The following is a 21841-nucleotide window of genomic DNA, read 5'->3' on the forward strand; positions in this document are numbered from 1 at the left end:
AGCCTGGAACAGCCCGCCCGACGGTTGACGCAACGCTCCTGCACGGCAGGCTTCCGCTTCGGCATCGCTTCGACAGGCCACTGGGAGAGGGGGAATCATGCGGAACCGGCAAATTCGGTCAAGACCGGCAATGATCGTCATGGCGCCGCTGGTGCTCGCATCGCTCGGCGGCTGCGGCTACACGCTGGAGCGGACCGACCGCATCGCGGCCACGCGGAGCGCACTGGCGGATGTCGAGGCGCAGGGGGTGGCGCTGCGCTCGCGCGTCTCGGGGCTCGAGGAGGCGTTGGCAGCGGAACGCCGGGCGGCCGGCGACCTCGCCGCGCTTGAGCAGCAGCTGGCGCAGGCCAGGCGCACCCTCGCTGCGGCGCAGACCGGCCGCGACACCGCCAGTGCCGAGGCACGGCGCCTGCGCGAGCAGCTGGCCGAGGAGGAACGCCAGCTCGCTGCGCTGCGCGGCGAGACGGCCGATCTGCGACAATCCTCCAGCGCCAACAGGGAGGCGCTGGCCGAGGCCGAGGCACGGCTCGGCGGGCTGCGCAGTGCGGCCGCCGCGGAGGACCAGCGGCTGGCCGGACTGCGTGGCGCGGTGGCGCAGGCGGAGCAGCGGCTGGCGAGCCTGCGCGAGCAGGCGACGGCCGAGAATCAGCGGTTCGCCGCCCAGACGGAGCGCCGGGCCGCGGAGGAGCGGCGCCTCGCCATCCTGCAGGAACAGGCCGCCCAGTCGGAGCGCCGTCTCACCGGGTTGCGCGAGCAGGCGACCGCCGAGGAACGGCGCCTGGCCGGGCTGCGCGACCAGGCCGGTGCGCAGGACCGCCGCCTGGCCGAGCTGCGCGGCAGCATCGCACAGGCCGAGGGCACGCTGGCCCAGCGCCAGCAGGCAGGCAGCGAGGCGGATCGCCGCCTGGCCGGGCTGCGCGAGCAGGCCGGCGGCGAGGAACGGCGCCTTGCCGAGCTGCGCAATTCCATCGAGCAGGCGCAGCGGACGCTGGCGCAGCGCGAGCAGGCCGGCAGCGAGGCGGAACGGCGCTTGGCCGGGCTGCGCGAGCAGGCCGCCACGGCGGAGCGCCGGCTGGCGGAGCTGCGCGGCAACATCGAGCAGGCGCAGGGCACGCTCGCGCAACGCGAGCAGGCCGGCGGGGAGGCGGAACGGCGGCTGGCCGGGCTGCGCGAGCAGGCGGCCGCGGCAGAGCGCCGGCTGGCCGAGCTGCGCGGCGGCATCGCACAGGCCGAGGGCACGCTGGCGCAGCGGCAGCAGGCCGGCGGCGTGGCGGAGCAGCGGCTGGCCGGGCTGCGCGAACAGGCGGCCGGCGAGGAACGCCGGCTCGCGGAGCTGCGTGCCAGCATCGAACAGGCGCAGGGCACGCTGGCGCAGCGCGAGCAGGCCGGCGGCGCGGCGGAGCAGCGGCTTGCCGGCCTGCGCGAGCAGGCGGCGGCCGAGGAACGCCGGCTCGCGGAGCTGCGCGGCAGCATCGCGCAGGCGGAGGGGACGCTGGCGCAGCGGCAGCAGGCCGGCGGCGCGGCGGAGCAGCGGCTTGCCGGCCTGCGCGAGCAGGCGGCGGCCGCGGAGCGCCAGCTGGCGGAGCTGCGCGGCAACATCGAGCAGGCGCAGGGCACGCTGGCGCAGCGCGAGCAGGCCGGCGGCGAGGCCCAGCAGCGGCTTGCCGGCCTGCGCGAGCAGGCGGCGGCGGAGGAACGCCGGCTGGCGGAGCTGCGCGACAGCATCGCGCAGGCGCAGCGCGCGCTGGAAGAGCGGACCCAGTCTGTCGCAAGCGTCGAGCAGCGCCTCGGCAGCCTGCGGGGCGATCTGGGCAGCACGGAGCGGGAGCTGGAGGCGCGGCGAAGCGCCTTGGCCGACGTCGAGGCGCGGCTCGGCCGTGCGACCCAGGCCGAGCAGGAGGTCACCGGCCGCACCCGGAGCCTGGAAGCGCGCGCAGCCGAGCTTGGCGGTCAGGCGGGCGCGGCAGAGCAGCGCCTGGCGCGGCTGCGCGATGAGCTGGCCAGCGCCGAGGCCAACCTGGCGGAGCAGCGCCGCACGACCAGCCAGGCGGAGGCGGAACTCGCCAACCTGACCGCCGCCCGAGACCGGGCCGCGGCGGAGCTCAGCGAATTCGAGGCCCGCAGCGCCGCGCTGCGCCAGGAGATCGGCGCCGGCGAGCGGCGCCTCGCCGAGCTGCGGCAGTCGGCGGGCGTCGAGGAGCAGCGCATCCAGGCCACGCGCACCGAGCTGCAGGCGGCGGAGGCGCAGCTCGCCGCCCGTCGCGCTGCCCTGGCCGAGGCCGAGAACCGCCTGGCCGCAGCCACCCAGGCCGCGGAGGCGGCGGTGGCCCGGCTGGACGCCCTGGAGTCCCGCGCGCGGGAGGCCTCGGGCATCACAGATGCGGCGCGGCAGGAGCAGATGCGGCTGCGCGAGCAGGCGCAGCGGCTCAGCTCGGAGGTCGCCGACATGGAATGGCGCCGGCAGCAGCTCGGTGCCGAGATCGCCCAGGCCGAGCAGGTCCTGCGGCAGCAGCAGCGCGCCTTCGACTCGCTGCAGGGCACCGGTGGCAGCGGCGTGCCGCTACCGGGCCCGGGACCCGGCCCGGGCGGCGCGCCCTTTCCGCGCTGAGGCGGCCGCTCAGTGCGCCACCGCACGCGCCGCCTCGGCATAGCCGATGCGGCGCTGCGGCGGCACGGGATGGCGGCCGGCGACGCGTTCCAGCAGCAACCGCGCATCCGCGGTCAGCCCGGCCTTCATCGCGGCATCGAGGAAGAGCTGTTCCAGCACCTCCTGCTGCGCATGGCTGCCGCCGAGGCGGTACATCCCGCCGAGCGCCGGGCGCAGCGCCGCGACTGCCTCGGCGAAGCGGCCCTGGCGGTGCGCCAGCACGGCGCGGCAGGCGGGCAGCGCGGCCTCGCGCAGCGTCGCCGCATGGGGCGTGTTGCCGCGCCCGGCGTCCTCCAGCGCGGCCAGCAGGCGCTGCGCCGCTTCCTCCCGCCCGGTCGCGGCCAGCGCCATCATCCAGTGCGGCTGGGTGAAGGCGGAGAGCGTGTCGCCGATCCGCGCCTCGGCCTTGTCGGCCAGCTCCACCCAGCGGTCGCCGACCGGCACGCCCTGGCGCTCGAGCCGCCACAGCATGGAGGCGGCGTTCTGCACGTCGATGTAGAGGTCGGGCATCGCCTGCGTCACCGGCGAGGCATGGTCGCGGAAGCGGCGGTCATGCAGCGCGAGCACGGCGCCGAACTCGCCGCGTTCCACGTGGAACATCGCCTGGTGCCACCAGAGGTGGTGCATCAGGTTGTTGCCGCCTTCCCAATGCGGCTCGCCGGCCTGCAGCCAGGCCAGCCCCTCGCTGCGGCGGCCCTGCATCTCCAGCACATGGGCGACGCCATGGGTGGCCCAGAGATCGCCTGGGTCGAGCGCCACCGCCGCGCGGCCGGCGTGTTCCGCGACGGTGTAGTTGCCGCATTCCTCGTTGGCGAAGCAGCGGCAGGCGAGGATGGCGCCCCAGCCGGGCATCGCCTCCGACCAGCGCGGCAGCACGCCTTCCACCGCACCCAGCATGCGTTCCGCCTGGCCGGACCAGAAGGCCTGGAAATGGTGCAGGCGGAAGGCGAGGAGGTCGTGCGGATGCTCGGTCAGGATCTGCTCCCAGATCGCGAGCGCGGCATCCGGCCGCCATTCGACCATGGCGCGCAGCGCCGCGATATGGGCACGCTCGCGGTCATTGGCGGGCAGGGCGGCGGCGCGGGCGAGGGCGGCTTCGGCGCGCGGCAGCAGGGCGCGGTCGAAGGCGAGCGTGGCGAACAGCCCGCCCATCGCCTGCGCCAGCGGTGCCTGCGGATCCAGCGCCAGCAACGCCTTCAGCCGCGCGCCGGCATCGAAACGCTGGCGAAGGAAGCCCTCGATCACGTGGTCATAAGCGCGGGCGGCCTCGTCGGAGGCGACGGTCAGTGTCAGGCCCTGGGCGTCCTGCGGCATGTCAGAAGGTCTCCACCCAGGGCCGCACCGTGATCTCATGCGACCAGGCGCTGCGATGCTGGCTGATGGCCGCGAAGGTGGCTTCGGCGATCGCGTCCGGGTCGAGCAGTGTGTCCTCGCCCGGGTCGGGGCGGCGGGCGCTGCGGATGCCGCCGTCGATGACGATGTGCACGACATGGATGCCCTGCGGGTGCAGCTCCCGCGCCAGCGCTTCGCCCAGGCCGCGCAGCGCGAACTTGCCCATCGCGAAGGGGGCCGAGCGCGGAAATCCCTTGATGCCGGCCGAGGCGCCGGTGAGCAGGATCGTCCCCCGCCCGCCCTGGACGGGAGGACGCGCCAGCATGCAGCGCGCCGCCTGCTGTGCGACGAGGAAGGCGCCGAAGGCGCAGACCTCCAGCGTGCGGCGCACCGCCTCCGGCTCCAGCTCGGTGATCGGCCCGCGCAACCGGAAGGAGGGGTTGTAGAGCACCACCTCCGCCGCCTGCGCCTGCGGCGTGGCGAACAGCGCGGTGACCTGCGCCGGGTCGGCGGCGTCGCAGGCATGGGTGGTGGCGCCGGTCTCTGCGGCGAGGGCGGCGAGCTTGCCGGTGTCGCGTGCCGCGAGCGCCACCGCATACCCCGCGCGCGCCAGCCGGCGCGCCAGGGAGGCCGAAAAGCCATCGCCCGCGCCGACGATCAACGCCTGCATCCGCCGCACCCCCGGCCTGTCCCGTGACGGACAGGATGGCGGCGGGGCTGCCCGGGCACAAGAAGCCGTGCCCCCGCCCGCCCGGGTGAAGGCTGCCGGCCTCCGAAGACCAGCATGCCGACGGCCGCCGCAACCCGCCGCCGCGTGATCGAGGTCGAGGGCGCTTCGCGCACCGGCCGCATCCGCGGGATCGGGCGCGACGACTGATGGCGCCCGCGCACGGGTTCATCGGCCGTCGAAACCGCCCCCGACAGCCAGCGCCCGCTGCGCGTCGGGCGGAGCCCTGCGGAGCCCTGGTCCGCCCGGGCTCCCCGGCGGGACCGCCGGCCGGGCTCCAGCCGGCGCTGCTGCGCAACTGGGCGGCGCAGGCCGGCCCCCCCACGCCGCGTCAGCCGATCTCCTCGAGCAGGGCGCAGAGCGTGGCGCAGCGCGGCGCCAGGTCGCGCCAGAGGATGTGCTCGTGCGGCGCATGCGCGCCGGCGCCGGTGCAGCCCAACCCGTCCAGCGTCGGCACGCCGAGGGCCGCGGTGAAGTTGCCGTCCGAGCCGCCGCCGCGGTGCTGCTTCGGCAGCTCGTAGCCATGCTTCGCGGCCAACCCGCGCGCATGGTCGTAGAGCGCCACGATCTCCGGCGTCTCGGCGAAGGGCGGGCGGTTCATCCCGCCGGTCACGCTGACCTTGATGCCGTCCTGCTCATGGGAGAGGCCGAGGATCGCCGCCTCCAGCTGCTCGCCGAGCGCGATGGTGGGCACGCGCAGGTCCACCTCGCAGCTCGCCTCGGGCGGGATGACGTTTGGCCGCGTGCCGCCCTTGATTGGCGCGACGTTGGTCGTGATGCCGGCGGCGAGGTCGGTCATGGCGTGAATCTTCAGGATCACCTGCGCGAGCGCGACCACGGCGCTGCGCCCCTCGCTCCAGTTGCCGCCGGCATGTGCGGATACGCCGCGCACCTGGATGTCGAAGCGGCCGACGCCCTTGCGGGCGGTGACGCAGGCGCCGCCCTGCCCGGCGGGCTCGGGGATCAGCACGGCGCGCGCACCCTTCGCGGCCGCCTCGATCGCCGCGCGGCTGGTCGGGCTGCCGACCTCCTCGTCGGGCGTCAGCAGCAGGATGATCGGGCGCTTCGTCGCGGTCTTCTGGCGGAGGATTTCCCGCACGCTGTGGAAGGCGAAGAAGCTGCCGGCCTTCATGTCGTAGATGCCCGGTCCGAAGGCCTTCGCCTCCTCCACCCGCCACGGCATGGAGGAGCCGAGCGTGCCGTGGTCCCACACGGTGTCGAGGTGGCCAGCCACCACCACCGGTGCGATATCCTGCCCCCCTGGTCCCGGCGTGCGGCAGAGCAGCGTGTCGCCATAGCCGTCGCGGCCCGGCAGGCGCTGCAGCGCGCCACCCGCCGCGGCGAGGTCGGCCTGGCAGCGGTCCAGCAGGCGGTTCACGGCGGCGGGATCGGTGGTCGGCGTCTCCGCCTCCACCCAGCTGCGCAACTCGTCGAGAAGGCGGTCGGAGGAGCCGAGTTCGGTGCGTGGCATCGCGGGGTCCGGGCAGGAAAGCGGCGTTCTTGCGCGGCCGCACGGGCTTGTAAATCCGGCCCCTTGCCGCCGGCGCACCCCCCGGCTACGGGAAGTGTTGCGGTGCAGCGGAACAGGGCGGACACGGCATGAGCGAAGGCTGCTTCTTCGAGGATCTCTCGGTGGGCCAGAAGGCGAGCTTCGGCAAGACCATCACCGAGGCCGACATCGTGCTGTTCGCCGCGGTGACGGGCGACACCAACCCGATGCACCTGAACGAGGAATATGCACGCGACAGTTTCTTCGGCGAGCGCATCGCGCACGGCATGCTGGCCGCCGGCCTGATCACGAAGGTGATGGGCACGCAACTGCCGGGGCCGGGAACGATCTACATGTCGCAGTCGTTGCGCTTCCGCAAGCCGGTGCGGATCGGCGAGACGGTGACCGCGACGGTGGAGATCACTGCGCTGAATACGGAGAAGCATCGCGTGACGCTCAGCACCGTCTGCACGGTGAAGGGCGAGCCGGTGCTGGAGGGCGAGGCGCTGGTCACCGTCCCCTCGCGCGCGGCGCTGGCCGCGCATCGCGCGCGCCGGGCGGCGGCGGAGTGAGCGGATCCGGCCGCCCGCCGCAGGCGAAGGAGAGCTGATCCGCATGCCCCAACTCAAGCGCGTCTGCGTCTTCTGCGGCTCCTCGGTCGGCGCCAGGCCGGCCTATGCGGAGGCGGCGCGCGCGCTGGGCCAGGCAGTCGCGCAGCGCGGGATCGGCCTCGTCTATGGTGGCGGCGCGGTGGGGCTGATGGGCATCGCCGCCGACGCGGCGCTTTCCGCCGGCGCGGAGGTGATCGGGGTCATCCCCTATGGCCTGCTGAAGCGCGAGGTCGGCCATGGCGGCGGCGTCGAGATGCACATCGTGGACACCATGCATGAGCGCAAAGCGAAGATGGCCGAGCTCTCGGACGGCTTCGTGGTGCTGCCCGGCGGCTACGGCACGTTGGAGGAGGCGGTGGAGGCGCTGACCTGGGCGCAGCTCGGCATCCAGGAGAAGGGCGTCGTGTTCCTCGATGTCGAGGGCTATTGGGCCCCCTTCCTCGATGCGCTGGACCACATGGCGGAGCAGGGCTTTGTTCGCCGCGCCCACCGGCCGTTGGCGATGCGCGCGGCCAGCGTGGGTGAGGCGCTGGACGCTCTCGCCACCTTCGCGCCGCCTGACGGCACCCAGGTCTGGCTGCGCCCCGAACAGATGTGATGCTGCCAGCGATCATCCAGGACTGGCGCGCGGTTCCCGCGCCGCTGCGCGGCGCCACCGTCGCACTCGGCAATTTCGACGGCGTGCATCTCGGCCATGCCGCGGTGATCCGCGCCGCGCATGCCGCGCGCCCCGAGCTGCCGCGCGCCGCGCTGACCTTCGAGCCGCATCCGCGCGAGCATTTCCGCCCCGACGACCCGCCCTTCCGCCTGACGCTGCTGCCGGCCAAGGCGGAGGCGCTGGCCGGCCTCGGCATCTCCATCGTCTATGCGCTGCCCTTCGACGCCGCGCTGGCCGCCATGCCGGCGGAGAGCTTCGTCGAGGAGGTGCTGCATCGCGGCATCGGCGCGGCGCACCTGGCCTGCGGCACCGACTTCGCTTTCGGCCACCGCCGCGGCGGCGACACCGCCTTCCTGGCGCGCGAGGCGGAGGCGCGCGGCATCGGCCTGACCATCGTGCCGCCGGTGGCCGATGAGGGCGGCCCGGTCTCCTCCACCCGCATTCGCCGCCTGCTGCAGGATGGCTACCCCGAGCGCGCGGCGGGCGAACTCGGCCGCGACTGGGAGGTGCGCGGCGAGGTGTTCCACGGCGACCGGCTGGGCCGCGAGCTCGGCTGGCCTACGGCGAACATCCTGCTCGGTCGGCAGCTGGAGCCGGCGCGGGGGGTCTATGCGGTGACGGTGGCGCTGCCGGATGGGACGGTGGTGCCGGGCGTCGCCAATGTCGGCCGGCGGCCGACGCTGGGGGGCGACCCGGTGACGCGGCTGGAAGTGCACCTGTTCGACTGGTCGGGCGACCTCTACGGACAGGAGATCCGCGTGCGGCTGAAGAGCTTCCTGCGGCCGGACGCGACCTTCGGCGGGCTCGACGAGCTGAAGGCCGCGATCGCCGCGGACGCGGCGGAGGCAAGGCGCGTGCTCGGCGAGAGCGAGGCGCCGGGGTAGCGCCTACCTGGGTGCTGCCGTCTGTTGCTTCACATGCGCCAGCTCGTGGCCCAGCAGCGCCTGTCCATCGCTGGTGTGCGGGCTGTAGGCGCCTGGCGCGAAGAACACGTCGTTGCCGCTGACGTAGGCGCGCGCGGATGCCTGCGATGAGCCGCCCTGCGGCTTCACCCGGCTGAGGTCGAGGCCGAAGGCCATCTCCATCCGGGTGACGATGGCCGTATCGAGTGCCTTGTCGCCGGGCGCGTTCATCAGCGTGATCTTCTCGGGCATCGGATCGGTCTCCCTGTCTGCCGGGAGACCCTATCCGTCGCGCCTGCCGCGGCGAAGCGGGCCGGTGTTTCCGAATGGTTGCGCGCACTTCGCCAGCGGCGAAACGCGCACCCCTCCGGTCAGAACCGCTCCAGCAGCGCCCCGCACCCCGCGACCTTGTCGGTGATGCCGCGCGCGCGCAGCGCGTGCCAGTAGGTCGCGGTGTTGATCGCGATCACCGGCTTGCCGAGCCACATCTCCGCCATCGCGGCCAGCTTCACCATGGACAGGTTGGTGCCGACCTGCACGATGGCGTCCACGTCGTCGCCGTCGATCTGCTTGATCGCCTCCACGCAGCGCTGCGGCGTGACCTCCGCGATGGCGGTCCAGCTGGCGCAGCGCAGCGCGATGTCGCGCACCACCAGGAAGCCCATGTCGGTGAAGTAGCGCGCCACCTCGCCGTTCATGGCAGGCCAGTAGGGCGAAAGGATGGAGATCCGCTTCACCCCGCCATGAGCGTTCAACGCCGCGGTGCAGGCATGGCTGCCGACGCTGATCCTCAGCCCCGAGAGATCCTCCACTTCCTTCACGAAGCTATCGGCGCCCTTCGCGCCGTCGAAGAAGGTCACTGCCGACATGCCCATCACCAGGTGGTCGGGCCTGCACGTCATCACGCTGCGCACCGCATCGAGCGTGTTGCCGCCGATCAGCTTCGCGCCGGCAAGGAACGTCTCGTTGGAGATCGCATCCGCGTTCGGCGTGTAGATGCGGCTGTAGTGGTTGGTCACGCCGGCAGGTCGCATCATGTCGAAGTCCGGCTGCACCACCGTGTTGGTGGAGGGGCCCATCACTCCGAACTTGCACCGCCAGCCCAGTATGTCGCCCATCCTCGGCACCCCTTCCGCGCGAACCGGGAACAGCCTGCCACAGCCGGGGCCGGAGGGAAGGGGCGTGCGGTGGACTCGGGGACGGAAAGCTTGCGCACACCGGCCGCCCGCCACAGTCTTGTATCGGAGAGGCTCCAGGAGACCAACGACAATGCCGATTCTCCCCGTGTCGCGCCGCGTGGCGCTGCTCGGCCTCGCCGCCGCGGGACTCTCCAGGCCCGGGCAGGCGCAGACCTCATCGGCCATCGGCGACTGGCCGAACCGGCCCATCCGCTGGGTCAATCCCGGCCCGGCCGGCGGCGCAGGCGATGTCATCTCGCGCCTGGTTGCGGACCGGCTGGGAGCGAGGCTCGGCCAGCCGGTGCTCGTGGACAGCCGGCCAGGCGCCGGCACCAATATCGGCATGACGATCGTCGCCCGCGCGGCTCCCGATGGCTACACGGTCGGCCTGGCGACCATCGCGGCGAACGCCGCGAACAAGTGGCTCTACCGCACCATGCCCTTCGACCCGGAGAAGGATTTCGCCGCGGTGGGGATGATCGGGCTGGTGCCGAACATCGTGGTGATCCCGCCTTCCGTGCCGGCGCGCACGCTGCAGGAGTTCATCACCTGGGCGAGGGCGCAGAACCGGCCGATCAACTTCGGCTCGGTCGGCGCCGGGTCCTCGCAGCACCTGGCGGGGTCACAGTTCCAGGTGATCACCGGGCTGCCGATGCAGCATCTGCCCTATACGAACAGCGGCCAGATGAACACGGACCTCATCGAGGCGCGCATCGACATGCTGTTCCAGTCCATCTCCGCGGTGACGCAGATGGTGCAGACCGACCGCATGCGCGCCATCGCGGTCAGCGGGACCGAGCGCGTGCCGGCCTTCCCGGATGTGCCGACGATGCGTGAGCAGGACGTGGACATCACCTCCACCGGCTGGTTCGGGCTGTGCACGCCGGCCGGCGTGCCGGAGCCGATCCTGGCGCGGCTCGACGCCGAACTCGGCGCGATCGTCGAGGATCCGGCGTTCAGCACGCGCCTTGCCGCGACCGGCTCGGTGCCTCGCCGCATGGGCCGGGCGGAGTTCACCCGCTTCATGGCGGAGGAGAGCCAGCGCTGGCGCGGCGTGATCCAGGCGGTGGGTGCGACCGCCGGCTAGACCCGGCGAACCACGCCCTGGCATGCCGCGCCTGCGGCGTGCACACCGAGGACGGTCGCGGGCCAGCCTGCCCTGCACGAAGGTCGCCGTGCAGGCGGCGACCTTGTGAAGCGCGACGCCGGCGCGGCACACCATGCGCCGGGCGTATCGAAACCATGCGCCCCATGACAGGCGCGATGCGTAACCCTGCCTTCCCGGCCGCGAATGGAGTGCACGACCGGTGCACGGGGCGCGGTCGGATGAAGGAGCCTGAAGATGACGAAGTCATTTCGACCGATGGTCGCCGCTGCGCTGCTGGCCGGCGCGGCCCTTTCGCTGCATGTCGGCCCGGCACAGGCGCAGAGCTATCCGCGGCTGACCGGCATGGGCGAGGACCTGACCGTGGATTACGGCCCGATGGGCCAGGGCAATCTCGTCGGCGGCGGGCGCGTGATGGTCTCGCGATCCGACGCGATGAACCTGGACGTCGTGCATCTCGATATGATCTTCACGCAACGGCCGCGCGAGGGCTACGTGCCGCTGACGATCGGCGCCGGTGAGGCGCAGGAGATCATCTGGGTTCCGGCCACGATGGTGGATATGATGCGCCGCGCCCGCGCGGGCATGCCCACCCGCTGACCTCGCGGCATATTGCACGACCGGGCGCTCGCCCGACCAGGGACTCGAGCGGCAGCGCGTGACGCACCCCGTCGCCGCGTGGCGCCAGGACATACCGCACGGTTGCGGCATCGCCCTGGCGGCACGCGGCTTCCGGCGCGGCGTGCGACAGGATCGGGACACGACCAATGGAGCTGCGCGACATCGAGTATTTCCTCGCCGTGTGCCGCACGATGAACTTCACCCGCGCGGCCGAGCAATGCGGCGTGGCGCAGCCGACGCTGACCCGTGCCATCCAGAAGCTGGAGCGTGAGCTCGGAGGGCTGCTGGTGGCGCGCGAGCGCAACCTCACGCACCTCACGCCGCTCGGCAGGCTCGTGCAGCCGCAGCTTGAGGAGCTCGCCACGCGCAGCCGCAACCTCCGGCGCCAGGCGCAGCAGCATGCGCGGCTGGACTGCGCCGATCTGCGCATCGGCGTGATGTGCTCGGTCGGGCCGCAGCGCTTCGGCCGCTTCTTCAGCCGTTTCCGCGCCGACCATCCCGGTGTCGAGATCATGCTCGCCGACGCCACGCCGGAACGGTTGGCGGAGCGGCTGCTGCAGGGCGAGTTCGACGCCGCGGTGACGGTGGTGCCCGCCGGGTTCGGTGAACGGCTGCAGGTTGAGCCGCTCTATGCCGAGCGCTTCGTGGTCGCCTGCGGCCCCGATCATCCCTTCGCGCTTCGCAATTCGATCTCGATGCGCGACATGGATGGGCAGAGCTATCTGATGCGCATCAACTGCGAGCACACGGAAGTGCTGGAGGAGGCGCTGCGCGCCGCGGGCGCGAAGCTGGTGCTGGCCGCGCGGAGCGAGCGCGAGGACTGGATCCAGGCGCTCACTGCCGCCGGCATGGGCGTGTGCTTCCTGCCGGAGTTCAGCGCGGCGATGCCGGGCTTGGTCGCCTGCCGGGTGGAGGATTCGCCGGTGGCGCGCCAGGTCTGTCTGCTGACCGTCGCCGGCCGTCGCTGGTCCGCCGCGATGGCGCGCTTCGTCGAGGCGCTGCGCCGCGCCCGCTGGGACGGCTGAACGCTGCAGCGCCGGCATCCCCCTGGAGGCGCCGGCGCCGTGCGTGCCGGGCGTCTCTCCGCGGTCAGCGGAAGCGCGCGCCGATGACCGGCAACCTGGCCAGCCAACCCGGTATCTCGTGGCGGTGGAGCACCAGAACCAGCGCCGCCATGCCGAGGGTGAACACCGCTTCCTTGAACAGCACGCCGCCATCGCCGTAGGGGTCGATGCCGAGCGGGCTCACGACGTGGAAGAAGATCGCGCCGGCCATGGTGGCGAAGGACAGCGCCGCGCCCGGCACCCGCGTCCAGGGCAGCAGCACCAGCACCGCGGCGATGATTTCCTGCGTGGCGACGAACAGGCGGAACGGCTTCTCGCCGCCCGGCGTGCCGAGCCAGTCCGACAGGATGGTGAACAGATGCACCGACCCTTCGTTGCCGGTGAGCTTGTACTGCTCGTAGAAGCCGAACTCCCAGGCGATCCAGCCGGCCGCCAGCCAGGAGGCGATGCGCGCCGTGCGCGGCATGGCGGCGAGGCCGGCAGCGCCGATCGGCGGCAGCGGCGCCGGGGCGGGGGCGTGGGCGGCGAGCGGCGCGGTTCCGGTTGACATGGTCGGGATCCCTTCTGCGGCTCCGGACGCAGCGCGGCCCGGATGCCGGCTCTTCGCAAGGGTGGGCAGCGACGTTACGCTTGCCGGCCGCCGGCGGCGTGGAGCGCCCGTCCCCTCCGGCCGCCCTTGCGTCCGCGCCCCGCTTCCGCTACGGCCTCCCCCGCGTCGGCACCCCTGGAGGCCGGCGTTTTCGTTTTGCGCAAAGGAGCCTGGCGATGGTCCAGACTGTTCGGATCGAGGCCGTGGCGCGCGAGCGTGCCGGTAAGGGGGCGGCGCGCGCGACCCGGCGTGGGGGACTGGTCCCCGGAGTTGTCTATGGCGCGAAGCAGGAGGCGACGCTGGTCGCCCTCGACCCGCGCGACGTGATGAAGGAACTGACCAAGGGCGGCTGGCAGTCGCACCTCTACGAGGTGGCGGTGAAGGACGGCCCGACCGAGCGCACCATCATGCGCGACGTCCAGTTCGATCCCGTCACCGACCGGCCGATCCATGTGGATTTCCAGCGCCTGGCTCCCGGCGCCCGTATCCGCATCCGCGTGCCCGTGGTGTTCCTGCACGAGGACACCTCGCCCGGCATGAAGGCGGGCGGCGTGCTGAACGTGGTCCGCCGCGAGGTCGAGGTGCTGGCCGAGCCGGACAAGGTGCCGGAGAAGTTCGAGATCGACCTCGCCGAGGTGAAGATCGGCGACAACCTGCGCTGGTCCTCGATCAAGGACCATCAGGGCGCGCGCCCCGGCATCGTCGGCCGCGACTTCATGGTGGCCTCGGTTGCCGCCCCGACCGTCGAGCTGGAGGCCGCCCCGGCGGCACCGGCCGCGCCGGAGCCCGCCAAGGGCAAGGGCAAGGCGGCACCCGCCAAGGGTGGCGCGGCGCCAGCCGCCGCCAAGCCGGCGGCGCCCGCCAAGAAGAAGTAACCCGCGCGCCGGGGAGACGGTGTGGTGCTGCTGTGGGTGGGACTCGGCAATCCCGGGTCGGAACATTCGCGGCAGCGCCACAATATCGGCTTCATGGCGCTCGACGCGATCGCCAGGCGCCACGGCCTCTCGCCGTGGCGCAAGCGATTCAAGGGCGAGGTGGCGGAAGGTGCCGTCGGCGGCGTGAAGGTTCTGGCGCTCAAGCCGATGACCTACATGAACGCCAGCGGCGACGCGGTGCAGCAGGCAGCGTCCTTCCACAAGATCGCGCCCTCCGACATCTGGGCCTTCCATGACGAGCTGGACCTCGCGCCCGGCAAGGTGCGGGTGAAGAAGGGTGGCGGCACCGCCGGGCATAACGGCCTGCGCGACATGCAGCGTGCGCTCGGGACGCCGGATTTCGGCCGTGTGCGGCTGGGCATCGGGCATCCCGGGCACAAGGACCGCGTGACCGGCCATGTGCTCGGGAATTTCGCCAAGGTGGACACCTGGGTGGAGCCGCTGCTCGACGCGGTGGCGGATGCTGCGCCGCTGCTGGCGGCCGGCAAGCCCGAGGAGTTCATGACCCGCGTGGCTCTTTTGACCCAGGAGGCGTGACGACCATGGCGACCGAGGAAAGCATGTTCGAGGACAGCTTCGGCGGCATGCAGCACGGGCCCGGGCCGGAGGATTTCGCCAATGGTGGCGCCGCGCTCGCGGCCGGGCTGGTGCGGGAGGCGCAATCCCTCGCCCAGGCTGCCGCGGCGCTGCGCGCGGCGAGCGCGCCCGGGCCGGACGGCGCGGGCGATGTGCGGCGCCTGCGGCTGGCGCTGCATGCCGCCGGCGAGGCCGCGATGCGCGCCGCGCTCGCACTGGATGCCGCGGTGCTGCTCGGCGAGCGACGCCAGGCCGCCGAGATGGCCCCGCGCATCGCCGATGCGGCGAAGCGCGCGGGCCTGCCGCCGGCGACGCTGGCGCCGATGCTGCGCGCCGCCGCGCTGGATTTCCGCACCGACGACGCGGCGGCGCGCATCGCCGCCTCCACACTGGCCGCGGAGCTGTGCGTGCTCCTGGCCGCCGACACGACGGGCTGAGTCACCATGGGTTTCAACTGCGGCATCGTCGGGCTGCCGAATGTCGGCAAGTCCACGCTGTTCAACGCGCTGACGCAGACCGCGGCCGCGCAGGCGGCGAACTATCCCTTCTGCACGATCGAGCCGAACGTCGGCCGCGTCGCGGTGCCCGATCCGCGGCTGGAGGTGCTGGCGCGCATCGGCAAGAGCCAGAAGATCATCCCGACCAGCCTGGAATTCGTGGACATCGCCGGCCTGGTGCGCGGCGCGAGCAAGGGTGAGGGCCTCGGCAACCAGTTCCTGGCGAACATCCGCGAGGTGGACGCGATCATCCACGTGCTCCGCTGCTTCGAGGACGGCGACGTCACCCATGTCGAGGGTAGCGTGGATCCGGTACGCGACGCCGAGACGGTCGAGACCGAGCTGATGCTCGCCGACCTCGACAGCCTGGAGAAGCGTGGCGTTGCACTGGCCAAGCGCGCGCGCGGCGGCGACAAGGAAGCGATGGCGCAGATGGCGCTGATCGAGCCGCTGAAGGCCGCGCTGGAAGCCGGCAAGCCCGCGCGCACCGCGGTGCCGAAGGGCGAGGCGGAGGCGGCCTCGCGGCTGCAACTGATGACCACCAAGCCGGTGCTCTATGTCTGCAATGTCGAGGAAGCCAGCGCCGCGACGGGCAACGCGCACAGCGCGCGGGTGCAGGCGATGGCGGCGGCGCAGGGTGCGAAGGCGGTGATCGTCTCGGCCGCGATCGAGGCCGAGATCAGCCAGATGCCGGAAGCCGACCGCGCGGATTTTCTCGAGTCGCTCGGGCTCGCCGACAGCGGCCTCGACCGCATCATCCGCGCTGGCTATGAGCTGCTTGGGCTCGTCACCTATTTCACCGTGGGCCCGAAGGAGACGCGCGCCTGGACCATCACGCGCGGCACCAAGGCGCCGGGCGCGGCGGGCGTGATCCATGGTGACTTCGAGCGCGGCTTCATCGCGGCGGAAACCATCGCCTTCGACGACTACGTGACGCTCGGCGGCGAGGCGGGCGCGAAGGAAGCGGGGAAGATGCGCGTCGAGGGCAAGGAGTACGTCGTGAAGGATGGCGACGTGCTGCTGTTCCGCTTCAACGTGTGAGGCGGCGCTACGCCGCCTCGCCGGCCGCCCAGCCGCTCGACCACGCCCATTGGAAATTGTAGCCGCCGAGCCAGCCGGTGACGTCCACCGCCTCGCCGATCACGAACAGGCCGGGCACCGACTTCGCCATCATCGTCCGTGACGAAAGCCCGGCGGTGTCCACGCCGCCGAGCGTGACCTCGGCCTTTGCATAGCCCTCGGTGCCGGAGGGCTTCAGCGTCCACGCCTTCAGCAGCGCACCGAGTTTCCGCAGGTCGGCATCGCCGACTTCGCCGATCACGCGCGGCGGCAGGTGCCGCTCGGCCAGGGTCTGCGCCAGCCTCTGCGGCAGCAGCGCCGAGAGCGCCGTCTTCGGCTCCACCTTCGGGCGCGTGCGCTTGGCTTCGAGCAGCAGTGCGCCGGCGTCGCGGTCGGGCAGCAGGTCGAGCGTGATCGGCGAACCTTCCCGCCAGTACGACGATGCCTGCAGGATCGCCGGGCCGGAGAGACCGCGGTGGGTGAACAGCATCGCCTCGCGGAAGGCCGCCTTGCCGCACCGCGCGATCGCCTCCAGCGCAACACCGGCGAGCGGGCGCATCAACTCCAGCGCGGCATCGCCGAAGGCGAGTGGCACCAGGCCGGGGCGGATCTCGGTCAGCGCCAGGCCGAAGTGCTGCGCGACGTCATGCGCGAGGCCGGTGGCGCCCATCTTCGGGATGGAAAGCCCGCCGCTGGCCAGCACCAGCGAGGCCGCGGTGAAGTCGCCCTGGTCGGTGGCGATGCGGAAGCGCTCGGCGCGGGTGATGTCGGTGACGCGGTGTGCGACGCGGAGATCCACGCCGGCGGCGTCGCATTCGGCCAGCAGCATCGCCACGATCTCCCGCGCGGAGCCGTCGCAGAACAGCTGGCCGAGCGTCTTCTCATGGAAGGGAATGCGGTGCTTCTGCACCAGCGCGATGAAATCGTGCTGCGTGTAGCGCGCCAGGGCGGAGCGGGCGAAATGTGGATTGGCGCTGAGGAAGCGCTCCGGCACGCAATCCGTGTTGGTGAAGTTGCAGCGGCCGCCGCCGCTGATCAGGATCTTCTTGCCCGGCGCCTCGGCATGGTCGAGCAGCAGCACGCGCCGCCCGCGCTGCCCGGCGCGCATCGCGACCATCAGACCGGCAGCACCGGCGCCGATCACCACCACATCGAAATCCTGAACCATGCTCAGGCGGCCACCGCGTCCAGCCCTGCCATGTCGCGGCCGACCGCCTCGGCGATGCGGATGCCGTCCACGCCCGCCGAGAAGATGCCGCCCGCATAGCCCGCGCCCTCGCCGGCCGGGTAGAGCCCGAGCGTGTTGACGCTGCGGAAGGCCGCATCGCGGCGGATGCGCACGGGGGAGGAGGTGCGCGTCTCGACGCCCGTCATCACGGCGTCCTCCATGTCGAATCCGCGGATCTGGCGCCCGAAGGCGGGCAGGGCCTCCCGGATCGCCGCCACCGCGAAATCCGGCAGGCAGCGCGCGAGATCGGTCGGCGTGACGCCTGGCTTGTAGCTGGGGACCACGCTGCCGAGCTCAGTCGAGGCGCGGCGCTGAAGGAAGTCGCCGACGCGCTGCGCGGGCGCGGCATAGGTGCCGCCGCCGGCGGCGAAGGCCGCCTCCTCCCAGCGCCGCTGGAAGGCGATGCCGGCGAGCGGGTCGCCGGGATAATCCACCTCCGGCGTGATGCCGACGACGATGCCGGCATTGGCGTTCCGCTCGGCGCGCGAATACTGGCTCATGCCATTGGTCACCACGCGGCCGGGCTCGCTGGTGGCGGCGACGACGGTGCCGCCGGGGCACATGCAGAAGGAATAGACGCTGCGGCCGGTGCCGCAATGATGCACCAGCTTGTAGTCGGCCGCACCCAGGATCCTGTTGCCTGCGAAATCGCCGAAGCGCGCGCGGTCGATGATGGATTGCGGATGCTCGATGCGCACGCCGATGGAAAAGGGCTTGGCCTCCACATGCACGCCGCGCGCATGCAGCGTGGCGAAGGTGTCACGCGCCGAATGGCCGATGGCGAGCACCACATGGTCGGTCTCGATCGTCTCGCCGGCTTCCGTCACCACGCCGCGCATGCGGCGCTGCCCGTCGCGGCCGGTTTCGATGACGAAGTCCGTGACCTTGGTGCCGAAGCGGTATTCGCCGCCCAGCGCCTCGATCTTGGCGCGCATGGATTCGACCATCTGCACCAGGCGGAAGGTGCCGATATGCGGCTTGGCGACCCAGAGGATCTCCTCCGGCGCGCCGGCCTCGACGAACTCGGTCAGCACCTTGCGGCCGAGATGCTGCGGGTCCTTGATGCCGGACCAGAGCTTGCCGTCGGAGAAGGTGCCGGCGCCGCCTTCGCCGAACTGCACGTTGCTCTCGGGCGTCAGCACGGAGCGCCGCCAGAGCGCCCAGGTGTCCTTGGTGCGCTCCCGCACCACCTTGCCGCGGTCGAGGATGATCGGCCGGAACCCCATCTCGGCCAGGATCAGCGCGGCGAAGATGCCGCAGGGGCCGGTGCCGATCACCACCGGGCGCTTCGGGGCCGGGGCAGGCGCGCGGGCAACGTGGCGGTAGGCGGTATCGGGCGTGGGCGCGAGGGTGCGCGCCAGCACCTTGTCGCGCGCGTGGCGGCGCAGCAGCGCGGCCTCGTCCTTCACGGCGAAGTCCACGCTGTAGACCAGCTCGATCGCGCTGCGCCGGCGCGCATCCCAGGCGCGGCGCGCGACGGTGCAGGACAGCAGCTCGTCCTCGCGCAGGCCGAGGCGCGCGCGGAGCGCGGCCTCGATCGCGCCCTCGGGGTGGTCGAGCGGCAGCTTGAGTTCGGTGAGGCGGAGCATGACGCGCCTATATGGCCCGCCACGCGCCGCCATTCCAGCGCGTCAGCCCTCGGCCAGCACCGCCGGCGCGATGCCCCAGACGTCCGATCCGGCTTCCGGCGGGGGGGTGATGTGCAGGGGCAGGGCATTCGGCGTGCGGACATTCGCCTCATGGCCCAGCGCCAGCCGCAGCGCGCGGAACAGCGCGCCATGCGCCACCACCAGCACCGGCGCCGGCCGCTCCAGCGCGCGGTTCACGGCCCGCACGGTGCGTTCCAGCAAGTCCTGGAAGGTCTCGCCATTGGCGGGAGTGAAGGTGCCGGCGATCCAGTCGTCATACCAATCGCCCATCGGCTGGCCTTCCTGGTCGCCGAAATTCACCTCGGCCAGATCGGGGTCGAGGGCCACCGGCAGGCCGAGCGGCTCGGCCACGATCTCTGCCGTGCGCCGCGCGCGGATCAGCGGGGAGGCGACGATGGTGGCAATGCGGCTGGCGCGCAGCGTCAGCGCGGCGCGCTCGGCCTGCATCAGCCCCACCTTGTTGAGCGGGATGTCGGTGCGGCCCTGGGAAAGGCCCTGCGCGTTCCAGTCCGTCTCGCCATGGCGGAGGAACCAGAAGGGGGCGCGGGTCAGTGTCGTCATCAGCCCTGTGCCTTTTCGCGTGCGAGCGCCGCGGCGACCGCGGGCATCGCGGCCACCCGCCGCATCAGCGCGCCGATGCCCGGCAGGTCCGAGATGTCGAGCTTCAGGAACCCCGCGAAACCGCCAAGCGAGGCGAGGAAGATGTCCGCCGCGCCGGGCTGGGCGGTGCCGAGCAGCGTGCCGCCCTTGGCCGCGAGCGTCGCCTCGGCGAGGTCGAGTGCGGCGCGGACCCGCTTGAGCGCGGCGGTGCGGACCGCGGTGGCGGCCTGCTCGTCGTCGCCTGCGAAGCGCAGCGGCGCGAAGGCCGGGTTGAAGTGGCGGCCCATGCACCAGTGGCACCAGGCGATCCATTCCAACGCCTTTATGCGGAGCGCCGGCTGCTGCGGCAGCAGGCCGGAGCCGGGGGCGGCCTCGGCGAACCACTGGATGATGGCGGGCAGCTCGGTGACGACGGTGCCATCGGGCAGTTGCAGCGCCGGGACCTCGCCCTTCGGATTGAGGGCGAGGTAGCCGGGCTTCTTGTGGTCACCGGCGCGCAGCGAGATGAAGCGCAGCTCGAAGGGCAGGCCGGAGACCGCCGCCACCTGGTGGGCCAGCGTCCCGGAGGTGAAGGTGGAGGTCCAGAGAACCGGCCCGCCCGCCGGCTGCGCCTCGGTCACAGGGCCAGGCCTTCCTGCGTCAGCGTCCGCTGCACCGCCGGCCGGGCCAGCATCGCCTTGAGGTGCGCGTCGAGATGCGGCGGCAGCGTCATGCCGGAGCGGCGGGTCGCCCAGTATTCCACGAAGAACAGCGCCGCATCCGCCACCGAGTAGCCCGAAGGCAGCACCCAGGTGCCGCCGGTCCAGTTCTTCTCGATGGTGTCGAAATACTTGGCGGCGTTCTGCTTGCCGAGCTCCACCGACTTCGGGTGGTCCGCCTCGCTGAAGGTGAAGTTCGCCGGCCGGAACTGGCGGGTGAAGCCATGCGGATGCACCGTGCCGCAGACGTAGTCCATCATCTCGAGGCAGCGGGTCTCGCCCTCGGGATCGGTCGGCAGCAGCTTCGCCTCGGGGTTCGACTTGCCGAGCCAGAAGGCGATCACGGGGAACTCGGTCAGCACCTTGCCGTCGCCGCGGTCGAGTGCCGGCACCTTCGATTTCGGGTTCACAGCCAGATATTCCGGCTTGTGCTGCGCGCCCTCCTTCAGGGCCACGAAAGAGAGCTCATAGGGCTTGCCGATCTCTTCCAGGATCACGTGGATGCCGATCGAGCATGCGCCAGGCGAGTAGTAGAGCTTCACGGTGTTCCTCCATTTCGGTGGCGCCCTTGTAGGGCGGGCGGCCGCCGGCTCGCCAGCCCCCCGCGCACGGGGCCGCGCGCTACGTCCGCCAGCGGCGGTGCTGCCAGAGCCATTGGCCCGGATGTTCGCGGATCCACTCTTCGATGATGTCGTTGATCGCCTGGGTCGCCTGCTGCACATCCACCTGGCCGCGTGCGTCGCGCGGCAGCTCGATCGCCTCGGTCAGCTCCAGGCGGAAGCGGTTGCCGGGCAGGCGGATGGCGCGGGTGCCGTGCACCGGGCAGTCGAAGCGCCGCGCAAGGCGCGCGAGCAGCGGGTTGGCGCTGGCGGTGCGGCCGAAGAAGCGGATCTGCGGCCCGCGGCCGAAGCGCTGGTCCACCAGCATGCCGAGATGCAGCCCGGCATCCAGCGCCTCCATCATGCGGATCGGCGCGGAGATGCCGGCGGGGATCAGCTCGCCCATCACGTCGCGGCGCATGCGCAGCACGTCGCGTGCGATGGCCCGGTTGTTGGGCGTGCGGTAGAGCGCGGCCGAGGGCAGGCCGTGCCGCCGGGCGGCGACCGCCGGCAGTTCCCAGTTCGCCAGGTGCGCGGCGAAGAACAGCGCCGGCTTGCCATCATCGCGCAGGCGGAGGAAGCGCTCGGCGCTGTCGGGCGGGATGCTGATGCGGCCGGCGTCGAACTGCTCCGGGTCGTGGTCCCAGAGCGCGCCGAGATGGACGTATTCGCTCGCGGTGCGGCCGAGATTGTCCCAGGACGCGCGCAGGATGGCGGCGCGTTCGGCGGCGGACTTCTCCGGGAAGGCGAGGGCGATGTTCTCGCGCGCGATCCGGTTTGCCGAGGTCAGCGGGCCGAGCAGCCGCGCGCCGAAGCCGCCGAGATTCGAGGCGCGATCGGGACCGAGCGCGCGGACAAGCGCGAAGGTGCCGCGGACGAGGGCGGCGAGGGATTCGTCGGCGATGTTTTGCAGCGTTTCACGCATGGGCTAGACCCGGCGGCCCGCGCATCTTCGCGGGCCGAGCGCGCGAATGCGCGCCGCGCACCGACCACCCGTCCTGTCTAGCGCGCCCGTGGCCTGCGCGAAGCCAGGGCCGCGGAGCGGCCGCGTCGTGCCGCAGGCACGCCTTTGGCGTG

Annotated in this window: 23 protein-coding genes; 11 read left to right on the forward strand and 12 right to left on the reverse strand. The window is 72.3% G+C overall.

What is annotated here, in order from left to right:
• Positions 1-139: 139 nt before the first annotated feature.
• Entirely contained in the window at positions 140-2608 is a 2469-nt protein-coding gene (locus ACESM1_RS14765; protein ID WP_372621250.1) for a hypothetical protein, read from the forward strand.
• Positions 2609-2617: 9 nt separating this feature from the next.
• On the opposite strand, the gene ACESM1_RS14770 is transcribed toward ACESM1_RS14765, so the two are convergent.
• The 3 genes from ACESM1_RS14770 to ACESM1_RS14780 all read right to left on the reverse strand — a co-directional run bounded on the left by ACESM1_RS14770 (position 2618) and on the right by ACESM1_RS14780 (position 6177).
• Positions 2618-3961 carry a tetratricopeptide repeat protein gene (locus tag ACESM1_RS14770; RefSeq protein WP_372621252.1) on the reverse strand — a complete coding sequence of 448 codons (1344 nt, stop codon included), beginning with the start codon at positions 3959-3961 and terminating at the stop codon, positions 2618-2620.
• A gap of 1 nt (position 3962) precedes the next feature.
• A complete protein-coding gene (locus ACESM1_RS14775) occupies positions 3963-4649 on the reverse strand; it encodes an SDR family NAD(P)-dependent oxidoreductase (protein WP_372621371.1) in 687 nt (228 codons plus the stop codon).
• 388 nt (positions 4650-5037) lie between these two features.
• Entirely contained in the window at positions 5038-6177 is a 1140-nt protein-coding gene (locus ACESM1_RS14780) for a M20 family metallopeptidase (protein ID WP_372621254.1), read from the reverse strand.
• Positions 6178-6305: 128 nt separating this feature from the next.
• On the opposite strand from ACESM1_RS14780, the gene ACESM1_RS14785 reads away from it, so the two are divergent.
• Genes ACESM1_RS14785 through ACESM1_RS14795 form a run of 3 tightly spaced genes read left to right on the forward strand, consistent with a single transcriptional unit; the run spans position 6306 to position 8348 of the window.
• Positions 6306-6767, forward strand: coding sequence for a MaoC family dehydratase (locus ACESM1_RS14785; RefSeq protein WP_372621255.1), 462 nt, complete (start codon positions 6306-6308; stop codon positions 6765-6767).
• Between the two features lie 43 nt (positions 6768-6810).
• Entirely contained in the window at positions 6811-7404 is a 594-nt protein-coding gene (locus ACESM1_RS14790; RefSeq protein ID WP_372621257.1) for a TIGR00730 family Rossman fold protein, read from the forward strand.
• A complete protein-coding gene (locus ACESM1_RS14795) occupies positions 7404-8348 on the forward strand; it encodes a bifunctional riboflavin kinase/FAD synthetase (RefSeq protein ID WP_372621259.1) in 945 nt (314 codons plus the stop codon). Before ACESM1_RS14790 ends, ACESM1_RS14795 begins: the two co-directional genes overlap by 1 nt.
• 3 nt (positions 8349-8351) lie before the next feature.
• On the opposite strand, the gene ACESM1_RS14800 is transcribed toward ACESM1_RS14795, so the two are convergent.
• Both ACESM1_RS14800 and ACESM1_RS14805 read right to left on the reverse strand, forming a co-directional pair.
• Positions 8352-8618, reverse strand: coding sequence for a DUF4157 domain-containing protein (locus tag ACESM1_RS14800; RefSeq protein ID WP_372621260.1), 267 nt, complete (start codon positions 8616-8618; stop codon positions 8352-8354).
• Between the two features lie 119 nt (positions 8619-8737).
• Positions 8738-9484 (reverse strand): arylmalonate decarboxylase, encoded by a 747-nt coding sequence (locus ACESM1_RS14805; protein WP_372621262.1) that lies wholly within the window; start codon positions 9482-9484, stop codon positions 8738-8740.
• Positions 9485-9635: 151 nt separating this feature from the next.
• Between ACESM1_RS14805 and ACESM1_RS14810 the strand changes: the two genes are divergently transcribed.
• From ACESM1_RS14810 to ACESM1_RS14820, 3 genes are all read left to right on the forward strand, one after another.
• Positions 9636-10631 (forward strand): Bug family tripartite tricarboxylate transporter substrate binding protein, encoded by a 996-nt coding sequence (locus tag ACESM1_RS14810; RefSeq protein ID WP_372621264.1) that lies wholly within the window; start codon positions 9636-9638, stop codon positions 10629-10631.
• Positions 10632-10886: 255 nt separating this feature from the next.
• Entirely contained in the window at positions 10887-11249 is a 363-nt protein-coding gene (locus ACESM1_RS14815; RefSeq protein WP_372621265.1) for a hypothetical protein, read from the forward strand.
• A gap of 167 nt (positions 11250-11416) precedes the next feature.
• Positions 11417-12295 (forward strand): LysR family transcriptional regulator, encoded by an 879-nt coding sequence (locus ACESM1_RS14820; RefSeq protein WP_372621266.1) that lies wholly within the window; start codon positions 11417-11419, stop codon positions 12293-12295.
• A gap of 64 nt (positions 12296-12359) precedes the next feature.
• On the opposite strand, the gene ACESM1_RS14825 is transcribed toward ACESM1_RS14820, so the two are convergent.
• Positions 12360-12884: a hypothetical protein gene (locus tag ACESM1_RS14825; RefSeq protein WP_372621268.1), complete on the reverse strand. Its 525-nt coding sequence runs from the start codon at positions 12882-12884 to the stop codon at positions 12360-12362.
• A 215-nt stretch (positions 12885-13099) separates the two neighbouring features.
• On the opposite strand from ACESM1_RS14825, the gene ACESM1_RS14830 reads away from it, so the two are divergent.
• From ACESM1_RS14830 to ychF, 4 genes are read left to right on the forward strand one after another with little or no spacing between them, the layout of a single operon-like run.
• Positions 13100-13798: a 50S ribosomal protein L25/general stress protein Ctc gene (locus ACESM1_RS14830; RefSeq protein ID WP_372621270.1), complete on the forward strand. Its 699-nt coding sequence runs from the start codon at positions 13100-13102 to the stop codon at positions 13796-13798.
• A gap of 24 nt (positions 13799-13822) precedes the next feature.
• Positions 13823-14395, forward strand: coding sequence for an aminoacyl-tRNA hydrolase (pth, locus tag ACESM1_RS14835; RefSeq protein ID WP_372621272.1), 573 nt, complete (start codon positions 13823-13825; stop codon positions 14393-14395).
• 5 nt (positions 14396-14400) lie between these two features.
• Positions 14401-14871, forward strand: coding sequence for a hypothetical protein (locus ACESM1_RS14840; RefSeq protein ID WP_372621274.1), 471 nt, complete (start codon positions 14401-14403; stop codon positions 14869-14871).
• A 6-nt stretch (positions 14872-14877) separates the two neighbouring features.
• Positions 14878-15972 carry a redox-regulated ATPase YchF gene (gene ychF / locus ACESM1_RS14845; protein WP_372621276.1) on the forward strand — a complete coding sequence of 365 codons (1095 nt, stop codon included), beginning with the start codon at positions 14878-14880 and terminating at the stop codon, positions 15970-15972.
• Positions 15973-15979: 7 nt separating this feature from the next.
• Here ychF and ACESM1_RS14850 read toward each other — a convergent pair whose 3' ends face one another.
• From ACESM1_RS14850 to ACESM1_RS14875, 6 genes are all read right to left on the reverse strand, one after another.
• A complete protein-coding gene (locus ACESM1_RS14850; protein ID WP_372621277.1) occupies positions 15980-17158 on the reverse strand; it encodes an NAD(P)/FAD-dependent oxidoreductase in 1179 nt (392 codons plus the stop codon).
• Positions 17159-17160: 2 nt separating this feature from the next.
• Entirely contained in the window at positions 17161-18807 is a 1647-nt protein-coding gene (locus ACESM1_RS14855) for an NAD(P)/FAD-dependent oxidoreductase (protein WP_372621279.1), read from the reverse strand.
• 42 nt (positions 18808-18849) lie between these two features.
• Positions 18850-19428 carry a histidine phosphatase family protein gene (locus ACESM1_RS14860; RefSeq protein ID WP_372621280.1) on the reverse strand — a complete coding sequence of 193 codons (579 nt, stop codon included), beginning with the start codon at positions 19426-19428 and terminating at the stop codon, positions 18850-18852.
• Entirely contained in the window at positions 19428-20087 is a 660-nt protein-coding gene (locus tag ACESM1_RS14865) for a glutathione S-transferase family protein (protein ID WP_372621282.1), read from the reverse strand. The genes ACESM1_RS14860 and ACESM1_RS14865 overlap by 1 nt, the downstream gene beginning before the upstream one ends.
• Complete coding sequence (locus ACESM1_RS14870) at positions 20084-20707, reverse strand: glutathione S-transferase family protein (protein ID WP_372621284.1); 624 nt, start codon at positions 20705-20707, stop codon at positions 20084-20086. The genes ACESM1_RS14865 and ACESM1_RS14870 overlap by 4 nt, the downstream gene beginning before the upstream one ends.
• Before the next feature lie 79 nt (positions 20708-20786).
• Complete coding sequence (locus ACESM1_RS14875; protein WP_372621286.1) at positions 20787-21689, reverse strand: lipid A biosynthesis lauroyl acyltransferase; 903 nt, start codon at positions 21687-21689, stop codon at positions 20787-20789.
• Positions 21690-21841: the final 152 nt, after the last annotated feature.

It is taken from the genome of Falsiroseomonas sp., assembly GCF_041690465.1.
Lineage (GTDB): Bacteria > Pseudomonadota > Alphaproteobacteria > Acetobacterales > Acetobacteraceae > Falsiroseomonas.